At 72.7% G+C, this 20173-nt stretch carries 15 protein-coding genes; 12 read left to right on the top strand and 3 right to left on the bottom strand.

What is annotated here, in order from left to right; all coding sequences use genetic code 11:
• The first annotated feature begins 63 nt into the window (after positions 1–63).
• Positions 64–1050 (top strand): NAD-dependent epimerase/dehydratase family protein, encoded by a 987-nt coding sequence (locus tag ABZV77_RS36280; protein ID WP_356266527.1) that lies wholly within the window; start codon positions 64–66, stop codon positions 1048–1050.
• Between the two features lie 67 nt (positions 1051–1117).
• Here the strand turns inward: ABZV77_RS36280 and ABZV77_RS36275 are convergent, their stop codons facing one another.
• Positions 1118–3316, bottom strand: a complete 2199-nt coding sequence (locus ABZV77_RS36275) for an MMPL family transporter (RefSeq protein ID WP_356266525.1) — start codon at positions 3314–3316, stop codon at positions 1118–1120.
• A 231-nt stretch (positions 3317–3547) separates the two neighbouring features.
• Here ABZV77_RS36275 and ABZV77_RS36270 point away from each other — a divergent pair, with 231 nt between their 5' ends.
• The 3 genes from ABZV77_RS36270 to ABZV77_RS36260 are packed head-to-tail and all read left to right on the top strand — an operon-like array spanning position 3548 to position 6875.
• The gene (locus tag ABZV77_RS36270) at positions 3548–4825 is read left to right on the top strand and encodes a sensor domain-containing protein (protein WP_356266524.1); all 1278 of its coding nucleotides are present in this window, start codon (positions 3548–3550) and stop codon (positions 4823–4825) included.
• A complete protein-coding gene (locus ABZV77_RS36265) occupies positions 4810–5463 on the top strand; it encodes a response regulator transcription factor (protein WP_356266522.1) in 654 nt (217 codons plus the stop codon). Before ABZV77_RS36270 ends, ABZV77_RS36265 begins: the two co-directional genes overlap by 16 nt.
• 32 nt (positions 5464–5495) lie before the next feature.
• Positions 5496–6875, top strand: a complete 1380-nt coding sequence (locus ABZV77_RS36260) for a DUF1996 domain-containing protein (RefSeq protein ID WP_356266520.1) — start codon at positions 5496–5498, stop codon at positions 6873–6875.
• A gap of 187 nt (positions 6876–7062) precedes the next feature.
• On the opposite strand, the gene ABZV77_RS36255 is transcribed toward ABZV77_RS36260, so the two are convergent.
• Positions 7063–7449, bottom strand: a complete 387-nt coding sequence (locus ABZV77_RS36255) for a hypothetical protein (RefSeq protein ID WP_356266519.1) — start codon at positions 7447–7449, stop codon at positions 7063–7065.
• A 151-nt stretch (positions 7450–7600) separates the two neighbouring features.
• On the opposite strand from ABZV77_RS36255, the gene ABZV77_RS36250 reads away from it, so the two are divergent.
• The 7 genes from ABZV77_RS36250 to ABZV77_RS36220 all read left to right on the top strand — a co-directional run bounded on the left by ABZV77_RS36250 (position 7601) and on the right by ABZV77_RS36220 (position 16589).
• Positions 7601–10738, top strand: a complete 3138-nt coding sequence (locus ABZV77_RS36250) for an alpha-N-acetylglucosaminidase (RefSeq protein ID WP_356266517.1) — start codon at positions 7601–7603, stop codon at positions 10736–10738.
• Between the two features lie 60 nt (positions 10739–10798).
• Positions 10799–11302, top strand: coding sequence for a tetratricopeptide repeat protein (locus ABZV77_RS36245; protein WP_356266516.1), 504 nt, complete (start codon positions 10799–10801; stop codon positions 11300–11302).
• Positions 11303–11349: 47 nt separating this feature from the next.
• Positions 11350–13275: a hypothetical protein gene (locus ABZV77_RS36240; RefSeq protein WP_356266514.1), complete on the top strand. Its 1926-nt coding sequence runs from the start codon at positions 11350–11352 to the stop codon at positions 13273–13275.
• A gap of 58 nt (positions 13276–13333) precedes the next feature.
• Positions 13334–14248: a metal-dependent hydrolase gene (locus ABZV77_RS36235; RefSeq protein WP_356266512.1), complete on the top strand. Its 915-nt coding sequence runs from the start codon at positions 13334–13336 to the stop codon at positions 14246–14248.
• Between the two features lies 1 nt (position 14249).
• The gene (locus ABZV77_RS36230) at positions 14250–15320 is read left to right on the top strand and encodes a PDR/VanB family oxidoreductase (RefSeq protein WP_356266510.1); all 1071 of its coding nucleotides are present in this window, start codon (positions 14250–14252) and stop codon (positions 15318–15320) included.
• A gap of 67 nt (positions 15321–15387) precedes the next feature.
• Positions 15388–16077, top strand: a complete 690-nt coding sequence (locus ABZV77_RS36225; protein ID WP_356266509.1) for a TetR/AcrR family transcriptional regulator — start codon at positions 15388–15390, stop codon at positions 16075–16077.
• Positions 16074–16589, top strand: a complete 516-nt coding sequence (locus tag ABZV77_RS36220; RefSeq protein WP_356266507.1) for an N-acetyltransferase — start codon at positions 16074–16076, stop codon at positions 16587–16589. The genes ABZV77_RS36225 and ABZV77_RS36220 overlap by 4 nt, the downstream gene beginning before the upstream one ends.
• Here the strand turns inward: ABZV77_RS36220 and ABZV77_RS36215 are convergent.
• Positions 16567–18237 carry a fused response regulator/phosphatase gene (locus tag ABZV77_RS36215; protein ID WP_356266506.1) on the bottom strand — a complete coding sequence of 557 codons (1671 nt, stop codon included), beginning with the start codon at positions 18235–18237 and terminating at the stop codon, positions 16567–16569. The genes ABZV77_RS36220 and ABZV77_RS36215 overlap by 23 nt on opposite strands.
• Positions 18238–18514: 277 nt before the next feature.
• On the opposite strand from ABZV77_RS36215, the gene ABZV77_RS36210 reads away from it, so the two are divergent.
• A complete protein-coding gene (locus tag ABZV77_RS36210) occupies positions 18515–20164 on the top strand; it encodes a glycoside hydrolase family 13 protein (RefSeq protein WP_356266504.1) in 1650 nt (549 codons plus the stop codon).
• Positions 20165–20173: the final 9 nt, after the last annotated feature.

Genomic DNA, 20173 nt, shown 5'->3' with positions numbered 1-20173 from the left:
CCCTCTCTGCCCCGAGCAGAATCCGCTTCCCGGAACACGGGTGCTCGGGGCAGAGTCACCGCCATGAGACTTCTGATGCTGGGTGGTACCGAGTTCGTGGGGCGTGCGGTCACCGAGGCGGCGCTCGCCCGGGGCTGGGAGGTGACCGTCTTCCACCGCGGTCACCACGCGGCGCCCGAGGGGGCCCGCGCCGTCCACGGCGACCGCACCGCCGACGGCGGCCTCGCCGGGCTCGCCGATGGCGAGTGGGACGTGGTGGTGGACACCTGGTCGGCGGCACCGCGGGTGGTGCGGGACGCGGCCCGGCTGCTCGCGGAGCGCGCGGGGCGGTACGTGTACGTCTCCAGCGCTTCCGTGTACCGCTACCCGGGCGAGGCAGGATCGGACGAGAGCTTCCCCGTGGTGGACGGCGACCCGGACGCGGACGCGTCGGCGTACGCGGAGGACAAGCGGGGCGGGGAGCTCGCCGCCATCGCCGGGTTCGGGGCCGAGCGGACGGTGCTCGTGCGGGCCGGGCTGATCCTCGGACCGTGCGAGAACATCGGGCGGCTGCCGTGGTGGCTGAACCGGATGGTGCGCGGCGGAACCGTGCTGGCCCCCGGGCCGCGGGACCTCGCCATCCAGTACGTCGACGTGCGGGACCTCGCCGAGTGGGTCCTGGACGCGGCGGCCGCCGGGCTGCACGGCCCGTACAACCTGGTCAGCCCCATGGGGCAGATCACCATGGGCGAACTCCTCGACGCCTGCGCGAAGGTGACGGAGTCGACCGCGACGCTGCGCTGGACCGAGCCGCAGGCGGTGCTCGACGCGGGCATCGAGCCCTGGATGGAGCTGCCGGTGTGGCTGCCCCCCGGCGAGCTGCACGACACGATGCACCGGACGTCGTCGGAGAAGGCGGTCGCGGCGGGGCTCAGGACCCGGTCCGCCGCCGAGACGGTGCGCGACACGTGGGAGTGGCTGCGGTCCATCGGCGGCACGGCGCCGCAGCGCCCTGACCGGCCGGTCGTCGGGCTCGCCCCCGAGAAGGAGGCGAAGGCGCTCGGCCTGTGAGGTGAGGTGACCTGACGTGACGTGGCCCCGGCGCTGACCGCGCGCCGGGGCCACGTGCGTCCTTACGTCAACGCCCGCTCGGTACCCGGGTGTTGTACGGGGCGCCCTGCGGCGGGACGGCAGGACCCTCCTCCTCGTGGGAGATCTTCGGCAGCCACCGCAGGTACCGCGGCGTGTGCCAGTTGCGCTCGCCCAGGAGGGTCATCAGGGACGGCAGCAGGATCATGCGGACCACCGTCGCGTCCAGGAGGACCGCAACTCCCAGGCCCACCCCCATCTGCTGCATGTCCTGCATGGACAGCGTGCCGAACACCGCGAAGACCGCCACCATGATCACGGCCGCGCCCGTGACGGCGCCCGCCGTGCGCGTGATGCCCTCGCGGATCGCCGCGCGGTTGTCCATGCCCCGGTCGCGGGACTCGCGGATCCGGGAGACCACGAACACGTGGTAGTCCATGGAGAGGCCGAAGAGGACGACGAGGACGAACAGCGGCATCCAGTTCTCGATCGCGCCGACCTTCTCCGAGCCGATCAGCTCCGCGCCCCAGCCGTGCTGGAAGACGGCGGTCATGATGCCGTAGGCGGCGCCCACCGACAGCAGGTTGAGCGCGATCGAGGTCACCGCGATCACCGTCGAGCGGAAGCTGAAGAGCATCAGGAGGAACGTCACCCCGGTGATGAAGGCGAAGACCGGCACGATGCCCTTGCCGAGCTGATCGCTGAAGTCCTCCGAGGAGGCCAGGTCCCCGCCCACATACGCCTGGACGTCCAGCCCGTCGAAGGCCGCGGGGACCGTGTCGTCCCGCAGTTCGTGCAGGGCCTTCTTCGCCTCGGCGTCGGTGCCATTGCCCGGGAGCGGGATCGCGACCTCGGCGACGCCCGCCGCCTTGTGGACGGTGAGCTCGGCGCCGTCACCGGCCTTGCGCGTCAGCGAGTCGAGCGCGGTCCGCACGGGCTGCGCGGCGATGCCGTCGGCGTCGTCGGCCTTGACGACCACCCGGGCCGGGGCGGGCCCGCCGGGGAACTTCCCGGTGATCTTCTCGTACGAGACGGACAGCGGCGCGTCGGAGCCGAACTGCTTCTCCAGGCCGAGCTGTTCGGTCTTCATGCCGAGCGCGGGCGCGGCGAGGGCGAGCAGCAGGACCGCGGCGCCGACGGCGAAGAACTTCGGGCGGGCCAGGACGGGCCGCAGCACCTTGCCCGCCATGCCGCCACTGGCGTGCACGCCCTTCTTGGCACGCCGGTTCAGGAACGGGATGCGGCCCGCGTCGATGCGGTCGCCGAGCCCGGCGAGCAGTGCGGGCAGGACGGTGACCGAGCCGAGCATCGCCACGCACACCACGAGGATCGTGGCGATGGCGAAGCCCTTGAAGAGCAGCAGACCGGACAGGAACATGCCCGCCATCGCGACCATCACGGTCAGGCCCGAGACCAGGACGGCGCGTCCGCTGGTGGCCGCCGCGATCCGCAGGGCCGTCTCCGCGTCCCGTCCCGCCGCGCGTTCGTCCCGTTCCCTGCGCAGGTAGAAGAGGCAGTAGTCGACGCCGACCGCGAGGCCCATCAGGAACATCACGGAGTACGTCGTCTCGAACAGGTGCAACTGGTGGCTGGCCAGCGAGAGCAGCCCGAACGCCGCCACGCACGCGGTGAGCGCGAGCCCCACCGGGAGCAGCGCGGCGACCACGGCCCCGAAGGCGATCAGAAGGATGCCGAGCGCCAGCGGCACCGCCGTGAACTCGGCCTTCTTCAGGTCGTCCGCGAGCAGGTCGGACAGCTCCTTCTCGGAGCTCGCGTCGCCGAACTGGTGGACGGAGATGCCCCGCCCCGCGCCGTCCTCCTGGGCCTTCGCCACGGCATCGAGCACCGGCTGGACGCGGTCGGCCGCCTCGTCCGAAGGACCCTTGATCTCAAAGCGGAGCAGCGCGTCCTTGCCGTCCTCGGAGGGCAGCGGCGCCTTGAGGCCGCGTACGTCACCGGTCGCGGTCAGGGCCTTCGAGAGGTCGGCGGCCGCGTCCCGCCAGCCGTCGGCGGTCCGTGCGGTGACCATGACGAGCTCACCCGCGGGCTCGTCGATGTCCGCGTCCTTCAGGATCCCGGCGGCCCGGCCCGAGTCGCCGACCCCCATCTCGTCGTCGGAGGCGGTGACCGTGCCGGTGGCCCCGCCGATGACCGTGGCCAGGACCACGAAGACCAGCCAGCCGAAGATGGCCGCCTTCCGGTGGTGTGCGCTCCACACACCGAGTCGTGCCGCGAGGTTCCGCCTCATGGCGCTTCGCCCCCATCAAGTCTGCGTGAGTATGCGTCGGATAAGACGTGACTCACGCTAGAAACCGGGGGCCGCGCGCCCCAGCCGCCGAGACCCCCTCTGCCGGAAGCACAGGGCGAGGCTCGGGGGTGTCGTCAGGTACACCCCCGCCCGGGTGAAGGACCCAGTGACCCGTACCGCCGTGACCAGGGAGACTGTCCTTCTGACAGGCAGCTTGAGGAGAGGGACATCATGGGGACATCACGGGTGGGCAGGGCCGTGATAGCGGGTGCACGCGGCCTGTATCTGGCGGTCGTCTCGCTGGCGGGCGGGATCATCTTGTTCGTCAACGCGGTCCTGGCGATCGCCTTCATCCCCCTGGGCATCGGCGTACTCACCACCCCGGTGGTGCTGACCGCCGTGCGCAAGCACGCCAACCTGCGCCGCGTCCAGGCCGGTGAATGGTCGGACGTCCGCATCCCGATCCCGTACCGGCCCTTCCCGCCGACCATGCGACGCGGACTCATGGGGCAGGTCGAGCGCTGCCAGCTGATGCTGAAGGACCCGGCGACCTGGCGCGATCTGCAGTGGCTGCTCGCCGACATGACCGCGGGCTTCGCCCTCGCGATCCTGGCGCCCTCGCTGCTCCTCTACATGCTGTACGGCTGGGTGCTGGCGCTCGGCGTGTGGGAGCCGATCTACAACGCGGGCGGCGGCGAGTGGTACGGCTTCATCCACGTCACCTCACAGACCGACGCGAACTACGCGGCCGCGCTCGGCACGGCCCTGCTGGTCGTCGGGCTCTTCGTGAACCCCACCCTCATCCGCGCCCACTTCGGCCTGGCGCGCACCCTCATCGCCCCCACCGCGAGCATGCGTGAGCGCGAACTGGCCCTGCGCGTGGACCACTTGACGGAGACCCGGCACGACGCCGTGGACACGTCGGCCGCCGAGCTGCGCCGCATCGAGCGCGATCTGCACGACGGGGCGCAGGCCCGCCTGGTCGCCATGGGCATGGACCTCGGCACCATCGAGGCGATGATCGAGAGCAACCCCGCCAAGGCCAAGGAGCTGCTCGCCAAGGCCCGGCAGAACTCCGGCGAGGCGCTGACCGAGCTGCGCGACCTGGTCCGCGGCATCCACCCGCCGGTCCTCGCCGAACGCGGCCTCGGCGACGCGGTCAAGGCCCTCGCGCTGCGGCTCCCCGTCACCACCGAGGTCGACGTGGAACTGCACGGCAGGGCCGAGGCGCCGGTCGAGTCGGCGGCGTACTTCGCGATCAGCGAGACCCTGACGAACGCGATCAAGCACTCGGGCGCCGAGCGCATCTGGGTCGACCTGCACCACGCCGACGGCATGCTGCGCATCGCGGTCACCGACAACGGCAAGGGCGGCGCGGTCGCCGGTGCGGGCTCCGGGCTGAGCGGGATCGAACGCCGACTCGGTACATTCGACGGCGTACTGGCCGTCAGCAGCCCGGTTGGCGGCCCGACCATGGTGACCATGGAGATCCCTTGCGAGTTGTCCTAGCCGAAGACCTCTTCCTGCTGCGCGACGGCCTGGTGCGGATGCTGGAGGCGTTCGACTTCGAGATCGCGGCCGCGGTGGAGAGCGGGCCCGAACTCACCAAGGCCCTCGCGGAGTTGCAGCCGGACGTCGCTGTCGTCGACGTCCGGCTTCCGCCGTCCCACACCGACGAGGGGCTCCAGTGCGCGCTCGCCGCCCGCCGGGCCAGGCCGGGCCTGCCGGTCCTCGTCCTCTCGCAGCACGTGGAGCAGCTCTACGCCCGCGAGCTCCTGGCCGACGGGAACGGCGGCGTCGGCTATCTCCTCAAGGACCGGGTCTTCGACGCGGCGCAGTTCATCGACGCCGTGCACCGGGTCGCGGGCGGCGGCACCGCGATGGACCCGCAGGTCATCCAGCAGCTCCTGTCCCGGCGGTCCGCCGCCGACGAACCGCTGGGCGCGCTGACCCCGCGCGAGCGCGAGGTGCTCGAACTCATGGCGCAGGGCCGGTCGAACGCGGCCATCGCGGCGCAGCTCGTCGTCACCGAGCGGGCCATCGCGAAGCACACGTCCAACATCTTCGGAAAACTGGATCTGGCGGTCTCCGACGACGACAACCGCCGGGTCCTCGCGGTCCTCGCCTATCTGGACCAGGGGCGCTGAACGCACCGGGTCGCTGATGCGTATGTAGCCCCATGGGACGTACCTCACGAAAACGATCAAGGCTGGCGCGGCGCATGGTCGCCGCGTCCGCAGCGGTAATCATGGGCGGCGGCGGCCTGATCGCCGTGAACGTCTACGCGAATGCCGAAGAAGGCGCTGATCAGCCTCCCCCGCAGAGCGCCGGACAGCAGGCGTCGACCATCAGCTGTCCGGACGTCGGCAACCAGCTGCCCGAGGTGCCGGATGCCGCGCGCGGCGACGTGGACCGGCAACTCGCCGACCTGGACGGCCAGATCACGGAGGCGTACGGGCAGTTCGAGCAGACACAGGACAAGGAGTCCCTGCTGGCACCCCTCGAGGAGAAGCGCCGGGCAACCCTCGGCGGCATCACGGACACGCTCGACCGGTCGGGCGCCCGGCCCGAGGGGCTCGACAGCATGGCGCCTTGTACGTTGCGTGCCGATGCCGCCGATGCCGCCGATGATCAGGAGCAGGGTCAAGAGCAAGGTCAGGGCCCGTCCGGCAATGGGCCCGAAGCCGGTGACTTCGTCAGGATCCAGTCCGTCCGGCCCAACGTCAGCCGCCCCCGCGACGGCCGCAACGCCTCGCGCGGAACCTTCACCACGAAGTGCGGGCGCAACGAGAACGGGAAGTTCAATCCCGACAACGTCATCGTCGCGCCCGGCGTCAGCAATGGGGCCCACCACATGCACGACTACGTGGGAAACCAGGCGACGGACGCCTTCTCCAGCGACGACGACCTCGCGAACGGCCGGACCAGTTGCCGCAATCAGGGCGACAAGTCGACGTACTACTGGCCCGTCCTGCGGCTGCAGAACGGGCAGAACGAGGACGACGCCCAGGCCGACGGCGGCGGCAAGGACCAGAACGTCGGCGAGATCCAGACACCGGCTTCCGTGTCGCTGAAGTTCGCCGGAAATCCGCGGAGCAAGGTCGTCGCGATGCCGCGCTTCCTGCGCATCATCACGGGGGACGCCAAGGCGTTCACGAACGGCGACGCCAACGCGAACGCGTCGTGGAGCTGCACCGGATTCGAGAACCGGCAGCTGAAGGACAAGTATCCGATCTGCCCCGAGGGCAGCAAGGTCGTCCGGACGTTCAACTTCCAGAGCTGCTGGGACGGGCAGAACACCGACAGCGCCAACCACCGCACCCACGTCGCCTTCGCCGACCCGCGGTCCGGCGCCTGCCCGAGCGGCTTCCGTGCCGTCCCCCAGCTGGTGCAGCGCATCGTGTACGACGTGCCGCCGGGCCCCGGCTTCGCCGTCGACTCGTTCCCCGAGCAGCTGCACAAGCCCGTCACCGACCACGGCGACTTCATCAACGTCTTCGACGAGCGGCTGATGCGGCGCGTCGCGAAGTGCGTCAATTCCGGTCAGCGCTGCGCCTGACGGCGCCGCTCAGAGCCTGTCTTTGAACCCCCGTCGTCCGCGCGAAGCGCGGGCGCAGCGGCGGTCGGTGCGTGCGATCGGCGTGCGGTGTCCCAGGTCATGTGGCGGAGCCACCTGTCCTGGGACACCGTGCGGCGAGCGTGCGCACCGGGCGTCGGGGCGCAGGCGGGGGTTCAAAGACAGGCTCTCACCCCTCGTGGTGGCCGTGGTGGCCACCGCCGTGCCTCCCCGCGGCGTCCACCACGGTCCCGCCGAGGCGGTCGTGCAGCGCCGCGATGTCGTCGGCGCCGCCGACCGCCACCCAGCTGCTGCCGCCGACGAGGTACGTACCCCCGTAGTCGTTCGCCTCGTCGAGCCATTCGGCCTGGCCACGGGCGTTTGTAAAGGTTACGAGCACGTAGCGCCGGGCACCGTTCTGACAGGTGGCCTGGCGCAGTTCTGCCGCGTCCGTCTGGACGTCCGGCCGGCATCCCGCCTCGGCCGCCAGCTGCTCAAGGCTGCCGCTCGCCGTGCGTGGTGTGTCGTCACCCCCCGAGCCGCATCCCACCACCATCATCAGGGCTCCCACAGCCATGCCCGAAAGCGCGTACCGCGCTGCCCGCACCGTCTTCACCCGTCCCACCAGCCTCTTCCGACGAGCCGAACTCGCCTGTCTCGTATGCACCGTTGAGGACGGTCGGCCGCGCGGATACCGTGCGCCGCAGCCGTCACCCCAGGGGGTACACATGTCCGAACCGTCCCGACGTACCGTGCTCGGCACCGCGGGGGCCCTCGGCCTCGGCGCCGCCGTCGGCGTACCGCTGTCGGCCCACGCCGCCGACGGGCCCGCCGGACCCACCGGGCCCGACGCGGGCCCCGCCTTCGATACGGATTCCGCGCGCTCCGCGCTCAACAGACTCCTGCCGCATCACGCGGAACAGTTCCGGCTCAGACTCCTCCCCGCCCGCGGCCGCGAGGACCGCTTCAAGGTCACCGGCAGCACCGGCCGGATCGAGGTGTCCGGCACGACGCCCGCCGTCCTGCTCACCGGCGTCCACTGGTACCTGAAGTACGTCTGCGGGGCCCACATCACCTGGCACGGCAGCCAGCTGGACCTGCCGCGCAGGCTGCCCGCACCGGCCAGGACGCTGGAGCGGTCCACCTCGCTCCCCCACCGGTTCGCCCTGAACGACACCAACGACGGGTACACCGCGCCGTACGCCGACTGGGCGTACTGGGAGCGGATGATCGACGTGCTCGCCCTGCACGGGTGCAACGAGGTTCTCGTCATCGCGGGCGCCGAAGCGGTGTACCGGCGCATCCTGACGGAGTTCGGCTACTCCGACGCGGAGGCCAGGGCGTGGCTGCCCGCCCCCTCGCACCAGCCCTGGTGGCTGCTGCAGAACCTCTCCGGGTACGGCGGGCCGCTCTCGGACCGGCTGATCGACGACCGGGTCGAGCTGGGGCAGCGCATCGTCCGGCGGCTGCGCGAGCTCGGCATCGCGCCCGCCTTCCCCGGCTACTACGGCCACGTGCCCGACGGGTTCGTCGAGCGCAACGGCGGCGACGCGCGCGTCGTCCCGCAGGGCTCGTGGCACGGGTTCGCGAGACCCGACTGGCTCGACCCCCGCACCTCGACGTTCGCCAAGGTCGCCGCCGCCTTCTACCGCCACCAGGAACAGCTCTTCGGCCCCGCCGACCTCTTCAAGATGGACCTGCTGCACGAGGGCGGCACCGCGGGCGACGTGCCCGTGCCCGACGCCGCCCGCGGTGTGGAGGCGGCTCTGCGAAAGGCGCGGCCCGGCGCCACCTGGGTGATCCTCGGCTGGGAGGCCAACCCGCTGCCCGCGCTGCTCGACGCCGTCGACAAGAAGCGGATGCTGATCGTCGACGGCGTCTCCGACCGGTACGCGAAGGTGCCGGACCGGGAGAAGGACTGGGGCGGCACCCCGTACGCCTTCGGGACCATCCCCAACTTCGGCGGGCGCACGACGATCGGGGCCCGCACCCACCTCTGGAACGAGCGGTTCTTCGCCTGGCGCGACAAGGCGGGCAGCGCGCTGACCGGCACCGCTTTCATGCCGGAGGCCACGGACCGGGACCCCGCGGCCTTCGAGCTCTTCTCCGAGCTGGCCTGGACGCAGGAGCCGGTGGACCGCGCCGACTGGTTCTCCTCCTACGCCGACTTCCGGTACGGCGGGCACGACCGTGCCGCGCGGTCCGCCTGGCGGGCCCTCAACGACACCGCCTACCAGCACACCGCCGTCGAACGCAGCGACCCGCACGACTCGCTCTTCGCCGCGCGGCCCGACCTCGCGGCGGCGCGCGCCGCGGAGTACGCACCGCGCGCGCTCACCTACGACCCCGGTCTGTTCGACGCGGCGCTCACCGGGATCCTCGGCGTGGCCGGGCCGCTGCGGGGCAGCGCCGCCTACCGCCACGACGTGGTCGACGTGGCCCGGCAGGCCCTCGCCCACCGCAGCCGTCAGCTGCTGCCACAGCTACGGGCCGCGTACGAGCGCAAGGACCGGCAGACCTTCGCCACCCTCGCGGCGCTGTGGCTGCGCCTGATGCGGCTCACCGACGAGGTGACGGGCACCCACGCGGCGTTCCTCCTCGGCCCCTGGATCGAGGCGGCCCGGCGGATGGGGACGAGCGACACGGAACGCGCCGAGTTCGAGCGGACCGCCAAGGTCCTGATCACCGTGTGGGGCGAGCGCGCCACGGCCGACGCGGGGCGGCTGCACGACTACGGCAACCGCGAATGGCACGGCCTCATCGGCGACTTGTACGTCCCGCGCTGGCAGCAGTGGCTGGACGAGCTTGCCGACGCGCTGGCGGCCGGGCGGGCGCCGAAGCCCGTGGACTGGTTCGCGCTCGAAGAGAAGTGGACGCGGGAACGCAAGGACTACCCGCTGCGCCCGCCCACCGGCTCCCCGCACCGGATCGCCACCCGGGTCCGGGACGCCCTGGCGCGCGCGCCCTACCAGGGCACCCTGGAGGTCACCGCGGACCCGCCCGCTTTCCCGCCCGCCGGTCACGCCCGCCTGACGGCCTCCTTCCGCAACGTCAACGGGCTGCGCGCCACGGGGCGCGTCGACTTCGAGTTGACCGGCATCGAGGCGGAGCCGACGGGACCCGTCTCCCTGCCGCGGGTCGCACCCGCGGGCACGGGGAAGGTGACGTGGCGGGCCTCGGCACCGGACACTCCCCTGGACCGGCCGCTGCGCCCGCTCCCGTACGAGATCGCCGTGCGGTACGGGCCCGCGGGCGAGCGGCGGGTGCGCTCCGTCCACGAGGGCGTGCTGTTCGAGGCGGGTCCGGTGGACGACGCCTGGAAGTCCTACACGAACAACGCGGCAGTCTTCGGCCAGCTGAAGGAGCGGTACGCGATCGACGGAGGCGGCGCCGACCTCTGGAAGGGCACGGCCGAGTTCGGGACGCTGTACCGGGAGGGCGCCCTGCGGGACGGGGTGTCGGTCACGGTACGGGTCGACAAGCAGGAGGTGACGGGCCCCTGGGCCCGCGCGGGCCTGATCGCCCGCAACTCCCTGTCGAAGCCGCTCTCCCCGGGCTTCCTGGACCTGGCCGTGACGCCCGGCAACGGGGTCGTCCTCTCGTACGACACGAACGGCGACGGCACCCTGGACACGTACAAACGCATCACGGGCATCTCGGCCCCCGTACTGCTCCGGCTCTCCCGCGCAGGCGGCACTTTCACAGGTGCGTGCTCGACGGACGAGGGCGCGACGTGGCGGACGGTGGCGACGGTGCCGGTGCCGGGGGTGGCGGCGGCGCAGGACGTGGGGTTCTTCATGAGTGCGACGAACGGGGGTGACGGGGGGCGCGGGACGGTGGAGTTCAGCGGGTGGCGGCTGGGGTAGTGGCGCCTGACCACCGGAAAAGGGCGTGACGTGGGGGGAGGGGGGTGCCAGGGTGGGGGGATGGATGCAGATTGGGAGAAGCGGGTCGAGGCTGCCTGGGGGACGCTGGACTCCTATGAGGAGGACAGGGCCGGGGAGTTTCGTGCGGTGATCGACGGGCTCGCGGGTGAGTTGCCGGAAGGGCACCCCGTCGGGCTCTTCGAGCGGGCCAGTGCCTTTGATTCCACGGGGCACTCGGACCGGGCGGTGCCGCTCTACCAGGAGGCCCTGGAGCGCGGGCTCGACGGATACCGCAGGCGCCGCACGGCCGTTCAGCTCGCCAGTTCGCTGCGGAACGTCGGGCGGGCCGAAGAGGGCGTCGCCCTGCTCACCGCCGAACTGGAGAGGGGCGAGGGCGAGTTGGAGGACGCGCTGCGCGCCTGCCTCGCCCTGTGCCTCGCGAACCTCGGCCGCGAGCGCGAAGGCCTCGCCCTCGTGCTCGGCGCCCTCGCCCCTCATCTGCCGCGCTACCAGAGGTCGATGGCCCATTACGCCCGCGAGCTCGTGGCGGACGGCCAGTCATGAGGTGACCATCCGACGATTCGCTCGTTTTGCTGAACGTGTCGTCGAATGTGCAGTCTCCGTCGAAGTCCCCCAAGTCCAGCCGCCCCACCCCGGTGGTCGACGTGGAGCAGGCCGAGGCCGCCCTCGTCGAGCACTACCCGCGGCTCGTCCGGCTCGCGTATCTCGTGCTGCCACCGAGCCTCGGCCGCAACCGCCGGGTCCTGACCGCCCACGCCCTGACCCAGCGCGCCCTGCCGCGCAGCCGCAGGACGGGGGAAGCGGCCGTCCCCGGCCAGCGGGGAGGGGGCGGTGAGGGCGACAGGTCACGGGCGCTCGGCGATCCCGCCTACGCGTACATCCGGCTCCAGGTGCTGTGCGGCGCCCTCGACGCCGGACTCCCCCTGCGCTGGAACTCCTGGCCCAAGCGGGCCCAGCTGCCGCCGCTGCTGCCGCACGTCCGGGGGCTGCGGCTCTTCCCGCGCTCGGGCGGCGCCGACGAACTCGCCCTGGACCAGCGTCTGTCCGCCCTGTCGGGCGACGCCCGCGCCGCCTACGTCCTGCGGGGCCTCGAAGGGCTCGACGACGACGGCGTGTATGCCGTGCTCGCCGCCGCGGGCTGCGACGACCCCGAGGACGCGCTGGACGAGGCCGACGGCGTCGAGGCCCGGTACGACCTGCTCGGGTCCCCCGAGTTCGACCCCTGCTCACTGCAGGCGAGGCCGACCGACCTGATGCGACGCAGGCAGCACATGAAGGCCGCGGGCATCGCGGCCGTCGCCGTGCTGGTCTGCGGGGCGCTGCTCGGGCTGCCGGGCGACGGCTGGGGACCCGACGGCGCCGCCGCCCCGCCCTACGCGCAGAACCCCGCCGGTCAGGCCGCCCTCGATCCAGGGCAGCTGACGACGGCCTCCGCAGGGGCGTGGAAACGTTCCGCTCGTACCGACTTCTCCGTGTGGCCCGCGCGCGGAGACCTGATCGGCGACACGGGGCTGCTCCGCCGCGCCCTCGCCGTCTGGGCCCGCCCCGGCGAGTCCGTACAGGTCTCGGCGACGCCGGGCACCGCGGCCGGGGCGCCGCCCGGACCTGCCCGGCTGCTCTACGCGGGCGAGGTCGACTCCGCGCGCGTGGTGCTGCTCTACGACGGCCTGCGCATCGTGCGGTACGCCGAGCCGAAGGAGGGCACGGGCGGCGCGGCCCTCGACTTCGCGCGCGTGGACGGCGCGACCGGCACCGAGGCGAACGCCGTCGTCGTCGACCGCGCCGACGGGAACATCCGCTATCTGACCGCTCCGTGGATCAAGGCCGCGGGGGTGCAGGACCTGCTGAAGCCCGCCGCGAAGGCCGTCGCGCTGCGCCGCTCCGCGGACGGCGTCACCGCCCCCTTCGCGGGCCCCGTGCAGTCCGGCGCGTGCACCACGTGGAACGCGCTGCGGCTGCGCGACGACTCGGGCGCGGTGCGCATGTCGACCGACCTCGGCGAGCTCGTCCCCGCCCATCTGACCGCGGGCCGCCCGCAGGCCCCCCGCGAGGCCACGCCCGCCGAGTGGTCGAAGTCCGCGTGCTCCCTCGCCACGGTGCGCTCGCACGGCGTCCGCTCCGTGAACGCGTGGACGTACGCCCAGCAGCTCCTGCCCGAGGCCAATGGCGCCGCCGACTGGGTCTGCACCCGCGCCGACACCTGGCGGGGCGAGGGCAGCCGGATCCTCGCCCAGTTCCAGACCTCCGACGGGCCCGCGGGCGCCGTCGCCGCCAAGGCCGAGGACTCCCCCGCGTGCGGCAGCCGCGACCCGAAGGTCCTCGCGGGCGTGCTGTGGAAGTCCCGGGCGGGCTCCTGGTACCTCCTGGGCGCGGGCAGCAAGAACGTCACGTCCGTCACCGCGTCCGGCGGTGAGCGCGCGGTGGGCAACGTCCTGGCGGCGCGGACCGAGCGGTCCACGAAGGCCCGGCTCACCGGCCGACTGGCCGACGGAACGAAGGTCACGACACTCCGCTGACGGAAGTTACCCGCGCAGACCCCTGTACCGCTGAACTACCCATCAGTACATTGACGCCATGTCTAATACGCAGAGCCGGGCGCCCGAGCCCGTCGCGTCCGAGCACATCGCGCTCAAGGCACGCAACGTCTCCTTCTCCTGGGAGAACACCCCGCTCCACTGGCTCCCGAACGACCCGTTCGCCACGCACACCATCAACGTGCTGCACCTGCTGCTGCCCGCCGGTGAGCGCTGGTTCGTGCACGTCTACAAGCAGGTCCTGCCGCTGATCCGCGACGACAGACTGCGCGAGGACGTCATCGGGTTCATCGGGCAGGAGGCCATGCACTCGCAGGCCCATGACGAGGTGCTTCCGCACCTCAAGGAGCAGGGGCTCGACCCGACGCCGTACACCGCCCAGGTGGACTGGCTCTTCGAGAAGCTGCTCGGCGACCGGACACTGCCGCCCGGCAAGCCGCGCCAGTGGTGGCTGATGGAGCGCGTCGCGATCATCGCGGCCATCGAGCACTACACCGCGTTCCTCGGCAACTGGGTGCTCAACGCCGACGAGCTGGACCGCAGGGGCGCCGACCCCACGATGCTTGACCTGCTGCGCTGGCACGGCGCGGAGGAGGTCGAGCACCGGTCCGTCGCCTTCGAGCTGTTCATGCACGTCGACGGCGGCTACCGGCGCCGGGCCAGGACGTGGGCGACGGCGTTCAGCGCCCTGGTCTTCCTCTGGCAGCGCGGGGCGCGGTTCTTCATGGAGAACGACCCGACGCTCGTCGACGGCAGGGCGAGCTTCAAGGAGTTCTACCGCAGCGGACAGGCGGGGACCCTGCCCTCCACCGGCGACATGATCCGCTCCATCCCCCGCTATCTCAGCCGGGCCTACCACCCCTCGCAGGAGGGCAGCACGGAGCAGGCCGCCGCCTATCTCGCCTCCTCGCCCGCCGCCGTCGCGGCGCTCGCCGCCGAGAAGGGGACCGCCTGACATGCCCCGCATCCGCACCGTCGCCCTCCTCGCGGGCGTCGCCCTGCTCACCAGGCGGGCCATGCGCCGCCGCATCGGGGCCTCCCCGCTGTGGCCGCTGCCCGCCCTGGAGGAGCCGATCTCCGGGCAGCCGCGCTCCCGGGCCCTGCGGCTGCGCGTCGCCCGGCACGAGGCCGTCGCCGAAGGAGTCGTGCAACTGCGCCTGGAGGGACGGGACTTGCCCGGCTGGCAGCCCGGCGCCCACCTCGACATCGTGCTGCCGTCGGGGCTCGTGCGGCAGTACTCGCTCTGCGGCGACCCCGAGGACACCTCCTCGTACACCGTCGCGACCCGCCTGATCGCCGCGGACCAGGGCGGCAGGGGCGGCTCGCGCGAGGTGCACGAGCAGCTCGGGGAGGGCGTCGAGGTCGAGGTGCGCGGGCCGCGCAACCGCTTCCCGCTGGCCGACGCGGCGTCGTACGTGTTCGTGGCGGGCGGCATCGGGATCACCCCGATCCTGCCGATGCTGCGGGCCGCCGAGGCGGCCGGGGCGCAGTGGCGGCTGCTGTACGGGGGGCGTTCCCGTGCGTCGATGCCGTTCCTCGAAGAGGTGGAGAAGCTCGGCGGCGCCGGGCGCGGGCGCGTCACCGTCGTCGCCGAGGACGAGTCGGGACGGCCGGACCTGGCCGCCTTCCTCGCCGGAACCCCGCAGGGCGCGGCCGTCCATGTGTGCGGTCCCGAGGCCCTGATGGACGCCGTCGACGCCGTCCTGCCCGACGGATGTTCGCTGCACTTGGAAAGGTTCACGCCACGCACTTCGACCGAAGGCAACGCCGCGTTCGAGGTCGAACTGCGGCGCAGCGGACGCACGGTGGCGGTCGCCGCGGACACCACGGTGCTCGCCGCCGTCCGCGCCGAGCTGCCCAACACCGCGTACAGCTGCGAGCAGGGATTCTGCGGAACGTGCCAACAGCGCGTCGTGGAAGGGGAGATCGACCACCGCGACGAGCTGCTCACGGACGGCGAGCGGGCGGACTCGATGCTCATCTGCGTCTCGCGGGCGAGCGGCGAACGGCTCGTCCTGGACATGTGAGGCGGACGTCCGGGACGGACGGGGACCGGCCGGTGGCGGGGCCGGTTCTGCTCGGTAAGGTGTTCGCATGACAACCGGGGTGCGCCGCAGGATGGGTGTCGAGGAGCGGCGGCAGCAGTTGATCGGGGTCGCGCTCGAACTGTTCAGCCACCGCTCCCCCGACGACGTGTCCATCGACGAGATAGCAGCGGCCGCGGGCATCTCGCGCCCGCTGGTCTACCACTACTTCCCCGGCAAACTCAGCCTGTACGAGGCGGCGTTGCGCCGTGCGGCGGACGACCTGGCCGGGCGGTTCGTGGAGCCCCGCGAAGGGCCGCCCGGGGCCCGGCTGCTGCGGGTGATGGGCCGCTTCTTCTCCTTCGTCGACGAGCACGGGCCCGGCTTCTCCGCGCTGATGCGGGGCGGCCCCGCGGTCGGCTCCTCGACGACGAACGCGCTGGTCGACTCGGTGCGCCAGGCGGCGTACGAGCAGGTCCTCGTCCAGCTCGACGTCACCGAGCCGTCCGCCAGGCTCGAACTCGTCGTGCGGTCCTGGATCTCCCTCGCCGAGTCGACGGCGCTGATCTGGCTGGACGGCCGACGCATCCCGCGCGCGGAGCTCGAGCTGCAGCTGGTGCACGACTTCGCGGCACTGGCCGCGGTGAGCGCCGCCTACGACAAGGGGATGGCGGAGCTGCTGCGCGAGGTCCTCGCCTCGGAACCGGCCGACGGCCCGTTCGCGGAGCTCCTCGAACGGCTTGCCACACTGGCCCCATGACAGCACAACTGACCTTCCGCGGCGCGGACCTCGGCGACGCGGCCCTCCTGACCGGCCTCTACGAAGGTGCGGCACGCTGGATGCTGGACCACGGCATCGACCAGTGGCAGCCGGGCGCCAAGGACGAGCGGCACTTCGAGCGGGTGATCGGCTCCTCGACGGCGGAGGTGTGGCTCGCGTACGACGGGTCGGGGGCCCTCGGCGCGTACGAGCTGTGGTGGACCGACGAGCAGGCGTGGGGCGCGCAGCCGCCGGTCGCCGGGTACGTGCACCGGCTGATGACGCGGCGCGGGGCGCCCGCGGGCACGGGCCGGTCGCTGCTCAGGGACGCCGAGCGCCGGATAGCGGCGGCGGGCCGTGCGGTGAGCCGCCTGGACGTCGTGGTGACCAACCCCCGGCTGCGCACGTACTACGAAGAGGCCGGTTACGGGGTCGTGGGTGAGCTGGCGGACAAGGCCGCCGCGGACGGCGCCCCGTACGGCGTGCTGCTCATGGAGCGGTCGGTCGGCTAGGGCCTGTGCCGGAAGGGCCCTGGCCGTCGGCGCGCAGCCGCATGGCGAGGAGCGCGATGTCGTCGTCGCGGCCGTGGCCCAGGCAGGCGAGCAGGGTGTCGCAGAGGGCGGCGACGCCCAGGGGCGCTTCGGCCGCGACCGTGCGCAGGTGCTCCATGGATTCGGCGAGGTCGGTACCGCGGGTCTCGATGAGCCCGTCGGTGACCAGGAGGAGCCGGTCCGTGGGGCGCAGGACCGTCTCGGTGGGCGGCGGCCTGTCCAGGCCGAGGCCGAGCAGCGGGCCGCACGCCCTGAGGTAGTGGGCGGTGCCGTCGTCGGCGACGACGAGGGGCGGGATGTGTCCGGCGTTGGCGACGCGGGTGCGGCCGGTGGCGGGGTCGACGAGGGCCAGGCAGAGGGTGGCCGTCACCTCGGGGTGGTAGCGCTGCAGCATGCCGTCGAGGCGCCGGGCGAGCGACCTGGGGTCGGGGTCCTCTATGCAGTAGGCGCGCAGCGCGTGCCGGATCTCGACCATGACGGTGGCGGCTTCCAGCGAGTGGCCGACGACGTCGCCGATGCCGGTGAGGAGGCCCTGCGAGGTGTCGAGCGAGGCGTAGAAGTCGCCGCCGATCTCCGTGTCGCGGGTGGCGGGTTCGTAGCGGACGACGACTTCGGTGCCGGGGGTCTGCGGCACGTGCGCGGGCAGGAAGCTGCGCTGGAGGGTGAGGGCGATGTGGCGTTCCATCTCGTACATCAGCAGTCGTTCGGCGGCGACCGCGGTGGCGTGGGCGAGCCGTCCCACGAACCGCCCGGTGCCGGGCGCGGGTCCTTGGTCGTACACGGGTGTGGCGAGGCAGACGGGCGCGGCGCCTTCGTGGGCGCGGGCCATGGCGAGGCGGGCCCCGACGGGGCGCGCGGTGCCGTCGGACGGCTCGGCGTGGAAGAAGCCCGACGGCCACAGGGGTGCGGGCACGATGGTGTCGTGCACGCCGACGTGGCCCGTCATGCGGCGCTGGATCAGGCGCACCACGGCGTCGTGCGCGCCCTCGTCGGGCAGTGCGGCGTGGGCCCTGCGCCGGGACAGGCTCCGGTGGAGCTCGCCGTCGTCGCCGATGACGAAGGCGGCCGCGGGGCCGTGGGTGAGGCGGGCCGTGCCGACCGCGGCGGCCTCGGCGAGCTCGCGCGGGCAGCGGGCCGACTGCACGGCGAGGATCGTCTCGGCGAGCCGGGTCAGGTGCCCGGCCTGCGCCTCGGCGTCGCTGCGGTGGCGTGCGCCGCGGGCCGCGGCGCGCACGACGGCCTGGATCTCCTCGGGTTCGGCGGGCACCGTCAGATAGGCCTCGCCGCCCGCGTCCAGGCCGAGGCACCGGTCGGCGGGGGCTATCCGGGCGGCCGAGAAGTGCACGACGGGCAGGGCGGCGAACGGCGGCGTCTCCTTGAGGCGGCGGCACAGGTCGAAGCCGCTCATGTCGGGCAGGCCGACGTCGACGAGCGCCACGTCGGGCAGCCGCCCCGCGCGGCGGCGCACGTCGAGCTCGATGAGGGCGTCGCCCGCGCTGGCGGCGAGGACGACGCGGTGGCCGTCCCTGCGCAGGACCGCGCCCAGCGCGTATCGGCTGGCGGCGACGTCGTCCACCACCAGGATCGTGGTGCCTGCTTTGGCGTTCACGCTCACACGGGCCCCTTTGGGGCTGGCGGGGCAGACCTCCCGCGGGCCTGCCCGACCAAGTTAGCGCCCCGGCGCACCCGACGGGAGACGATGAGCGGCTCCGACCGGGATCGGTGAAGCTCAGGGAACTTCCGTGGCAGGAGGGGTACTTGGCGGTAGAATCTGCGGCCCGCCCGGCCCGTGACGCCACCGGTGCGGGGGACACGCTCGTGACCTTCGCGTTCCGCCGGGCGTTCTACCGGAGACTCCGACCGCCCCGCCCGTCCTGAGGGACCACATGACCCAGCACGTCACCGCCGCGCCCGCCACCGAGTCCTCGTCCGCAGGAGAGTGGTGGCGCGACGCCGTCATCTACCAGGTCTATCCGCGCAGCTTCGCCGACGGGAACGGCGACGGCATGGGCGATCTGCCCGGCATCACGGCCCGCCTGCCGTACCTGCGCGACCTGGGCGTGGACGCCGTCTGGCTCTCCCCCTTCTATGCGTCGCCGCAGGCCGACGCCGGGTACGACGTGGCGGACTACCGCGCCGTCGACCCGATGTTCGGCACCCTCACCGACGCCGACCGCCTCATCGGCGAGGCGCACGCGCTCGGCCTGCGCGTCATCGTCGACATCGTGCCCAACCACTGCTCCGACCGGCACGAGTGGTTCGAGCGCGCGGTGCGCGAGGGCCCCGGTTCCGCGGCCCGCGACCGCTTCCTGTTCCGGCCGGGCCGGGGCGCGGACGGCGGACTGCCACCGAACGACTGGGAGTCCGTCTTCGGCGGTCCCGCCTGGACCCGGGTCGAGGACGGGCAGTGGTACCTCCACCTCTTCGCGCCCGAGCAGCCCGACTTCAACTGGGAGCACCCGGACGTCCACGACGAGTTCCGCTCCGTCCTGCGCTTCTGGCTCGACCTCGGCGTCGACGGCTTCCGCATCGACGTCGCGCACGGCCTGGTCAAGGCGGCGGGCCTGCCGGACATCGGCCACGCGGAGCAGGTCAAGCTGCTCGGCAAGCAGGCCGTGCCGTACTTCGACCAGGACGGCGTGCACGAGATCTACCGCGACTGGCGCGGGATCCTCGACGCGTACGGGGAGGGGGCAGGGGGACGGCGGATCGCCGTCGCCGAGGCGTGGACGCCGACGGTCGAGCGCAGCGCCCGCTACCTGCGCCGCGGCGAGCTGCACCAGGCCTTCAACTTCGAGTATCTGACGACCGGCTGGGACGCCGTCGCGCTGCGCGAGGTCATCGACCGCTCCCTCACCGCGATGAACGCCGTGGCCGCGCCCGCCACCTGGGTGCTCTCCAACCACGACGTCGTACGCCACGCGACGCGCTTCGCCGACGGCAGCGAGGCCCGCGGTCTGCGCCGGGCGCGGGCGGCCACGCTGCTGATGCTGGCTCTGCCCGGCTCCGCATACCTGTACCAGGGCGAGGAGCTCGGCCTGCCCGAGGTGACGGAGCTGCCGGACGAGGTGCGCCAGGACCCGGCGTTCTTCCGCAGCGCGGGGCAGGACGGCACGCGCGACGGGTGCCGGGTGCCGCTGCCTTGGTCCGGGGAGCGCGCGCCGTTCGGCTTCGGGCCCCGCGAGGGCGGCCCGAGCTGGCTGCCGCAGCCGGACTCCTGGAAGGATCTTTCGGTGGCCGCGCAGTCGGGCGATCCGGCGTCGACGCTGGAGTTCTACCGCCGCGCGCTGGCCGTGCGCCGCGCGCATCCGGCGCTCGGCGCGGGCCGCGACATCACGTGGCTGCCGTCGCCGGACGGCGTCCTGGCCTTCCGCCGCGTCACCCCCGCCGGTTCGTTCGTGTGCACGGTGAACCTCTCGGCGTCGCCCGTCGCGCTGCCGACGCCCGGCACGCCGCTCCTCGCGAGCACGGAGGTCGTGCCCGGCGCCGGACGGACCGTGCTTCCGGCGGATTCGGCGGTCTGGTGGGCAGCCTGAGACACGACC

The sequence above is a fragment of the Streptomyces sp. NPDC004732 genome (assembly GCF_040609235.1).
Taxonomy (GTDB): Bacteria; Actinomycetota; Actinomycetes; order Streptomycetales; family Streptomycetaceae; genus Streptomyces.
The sequence above is the reverse complement of the archived record's forward strand: the minus strand, read 5'-3'. Positions and strand labels throughout refer to the sequence as shown.

What these genes read in the sequence shown, in the direction of transcription:
- ABZV77_RS36280 (WP_356266527.1), top strand. Translation starts at nt 64, where the DNA reads ATGAGACTTCTGATGCTGGGTGGTACCGAGTTCGTGGGGCGTGCGGTC.
- ABZV77_RS36275 (WP_356266525.1), bottom strand. Translation starts at nt 3,316, where the DNA reads ATGAGGCGGAACCTCGCGGCACGACTCGGTGTGTGGAGCGCACACCAC.
- ABZV77_RS36270 (WP_356266524.1), top strand. Translation starts at nt 3,548, where the DNA reads ATGGGGACATCACGGGTGGGCAGGGCCGTGATAGCGGGTGCACGCGGC.
- ABZV77_RS36260 (WP_356266520.1), top strand. Translation starts at nt 5,496, where the DNA reads ATGGGACGTACCTCACGAAAACGATCAAGGCTGGCGCGGCGCATGGTC.
- ABZV77_RS36255 (WP_356266519.1), bottom strand. Translation starts at nt 7,449, where the DNA reads ATGGCTGTGGGAGCCCTGATGATGGTGGTGGGATGCGGCTCGGGGGGT.
- ABZV77_RS36250 (WP_356266517.1), top strand. Translation starts at nt 7,601, where the DNA reads ATGTCCGAACCGTCCCGACGTACCGTGCTCGGCACCGCGGGGGCCCTC.
- ABZV77_RS36245 (WP_356266516.1), top strand. Translation starts at nt 10,799, where the DNA reads ATGGATGCAGATTGGGAGAAGCGGGTCGAGGCTGCCTGGGGGACGCTG.
- ABZV77_RS36235 (WP_356266512.1), top strand. Translation starts at nt 13,334, where the DNA reads ATGTCTAATACGCAGAGCCGGGCGCCCGAGCCCGTCGCGTCCGAGCAC.
- ABZV77_RS36230 (WP_356266510.1), top strand. Translation starts at nt 14,250, where the DNA reads ATGCCCCGCATCCGCACCGTCGCCCTCCTCGCGGGCGTCGCCCTGCTC.
- ABZV77_RS36225 (WP_356266509.1), top strand. Translation starts at nt 15,388, where the DNA reads ATGACAACCGGGGTGCGCCGCAGGATGGGTGTCGAGGAGCGGCGGCAG.
- ABZV77_RS36220 (WP_356266507.1), top strand. Translation starts at nt 16,074, where the DNA reads ATGACAGCACAACTGACCTTCCGCGGCGCGGACCTCGGCGACGCGGCC.
- ABZV77_RS36210 (WP_356266504.1), top strand. Translation starts at nt 18,515, where the DNA reads ATGACCCAGCACGTCACCGCCGCGCCCGCCACCGAGTCCTCGTCCGCA.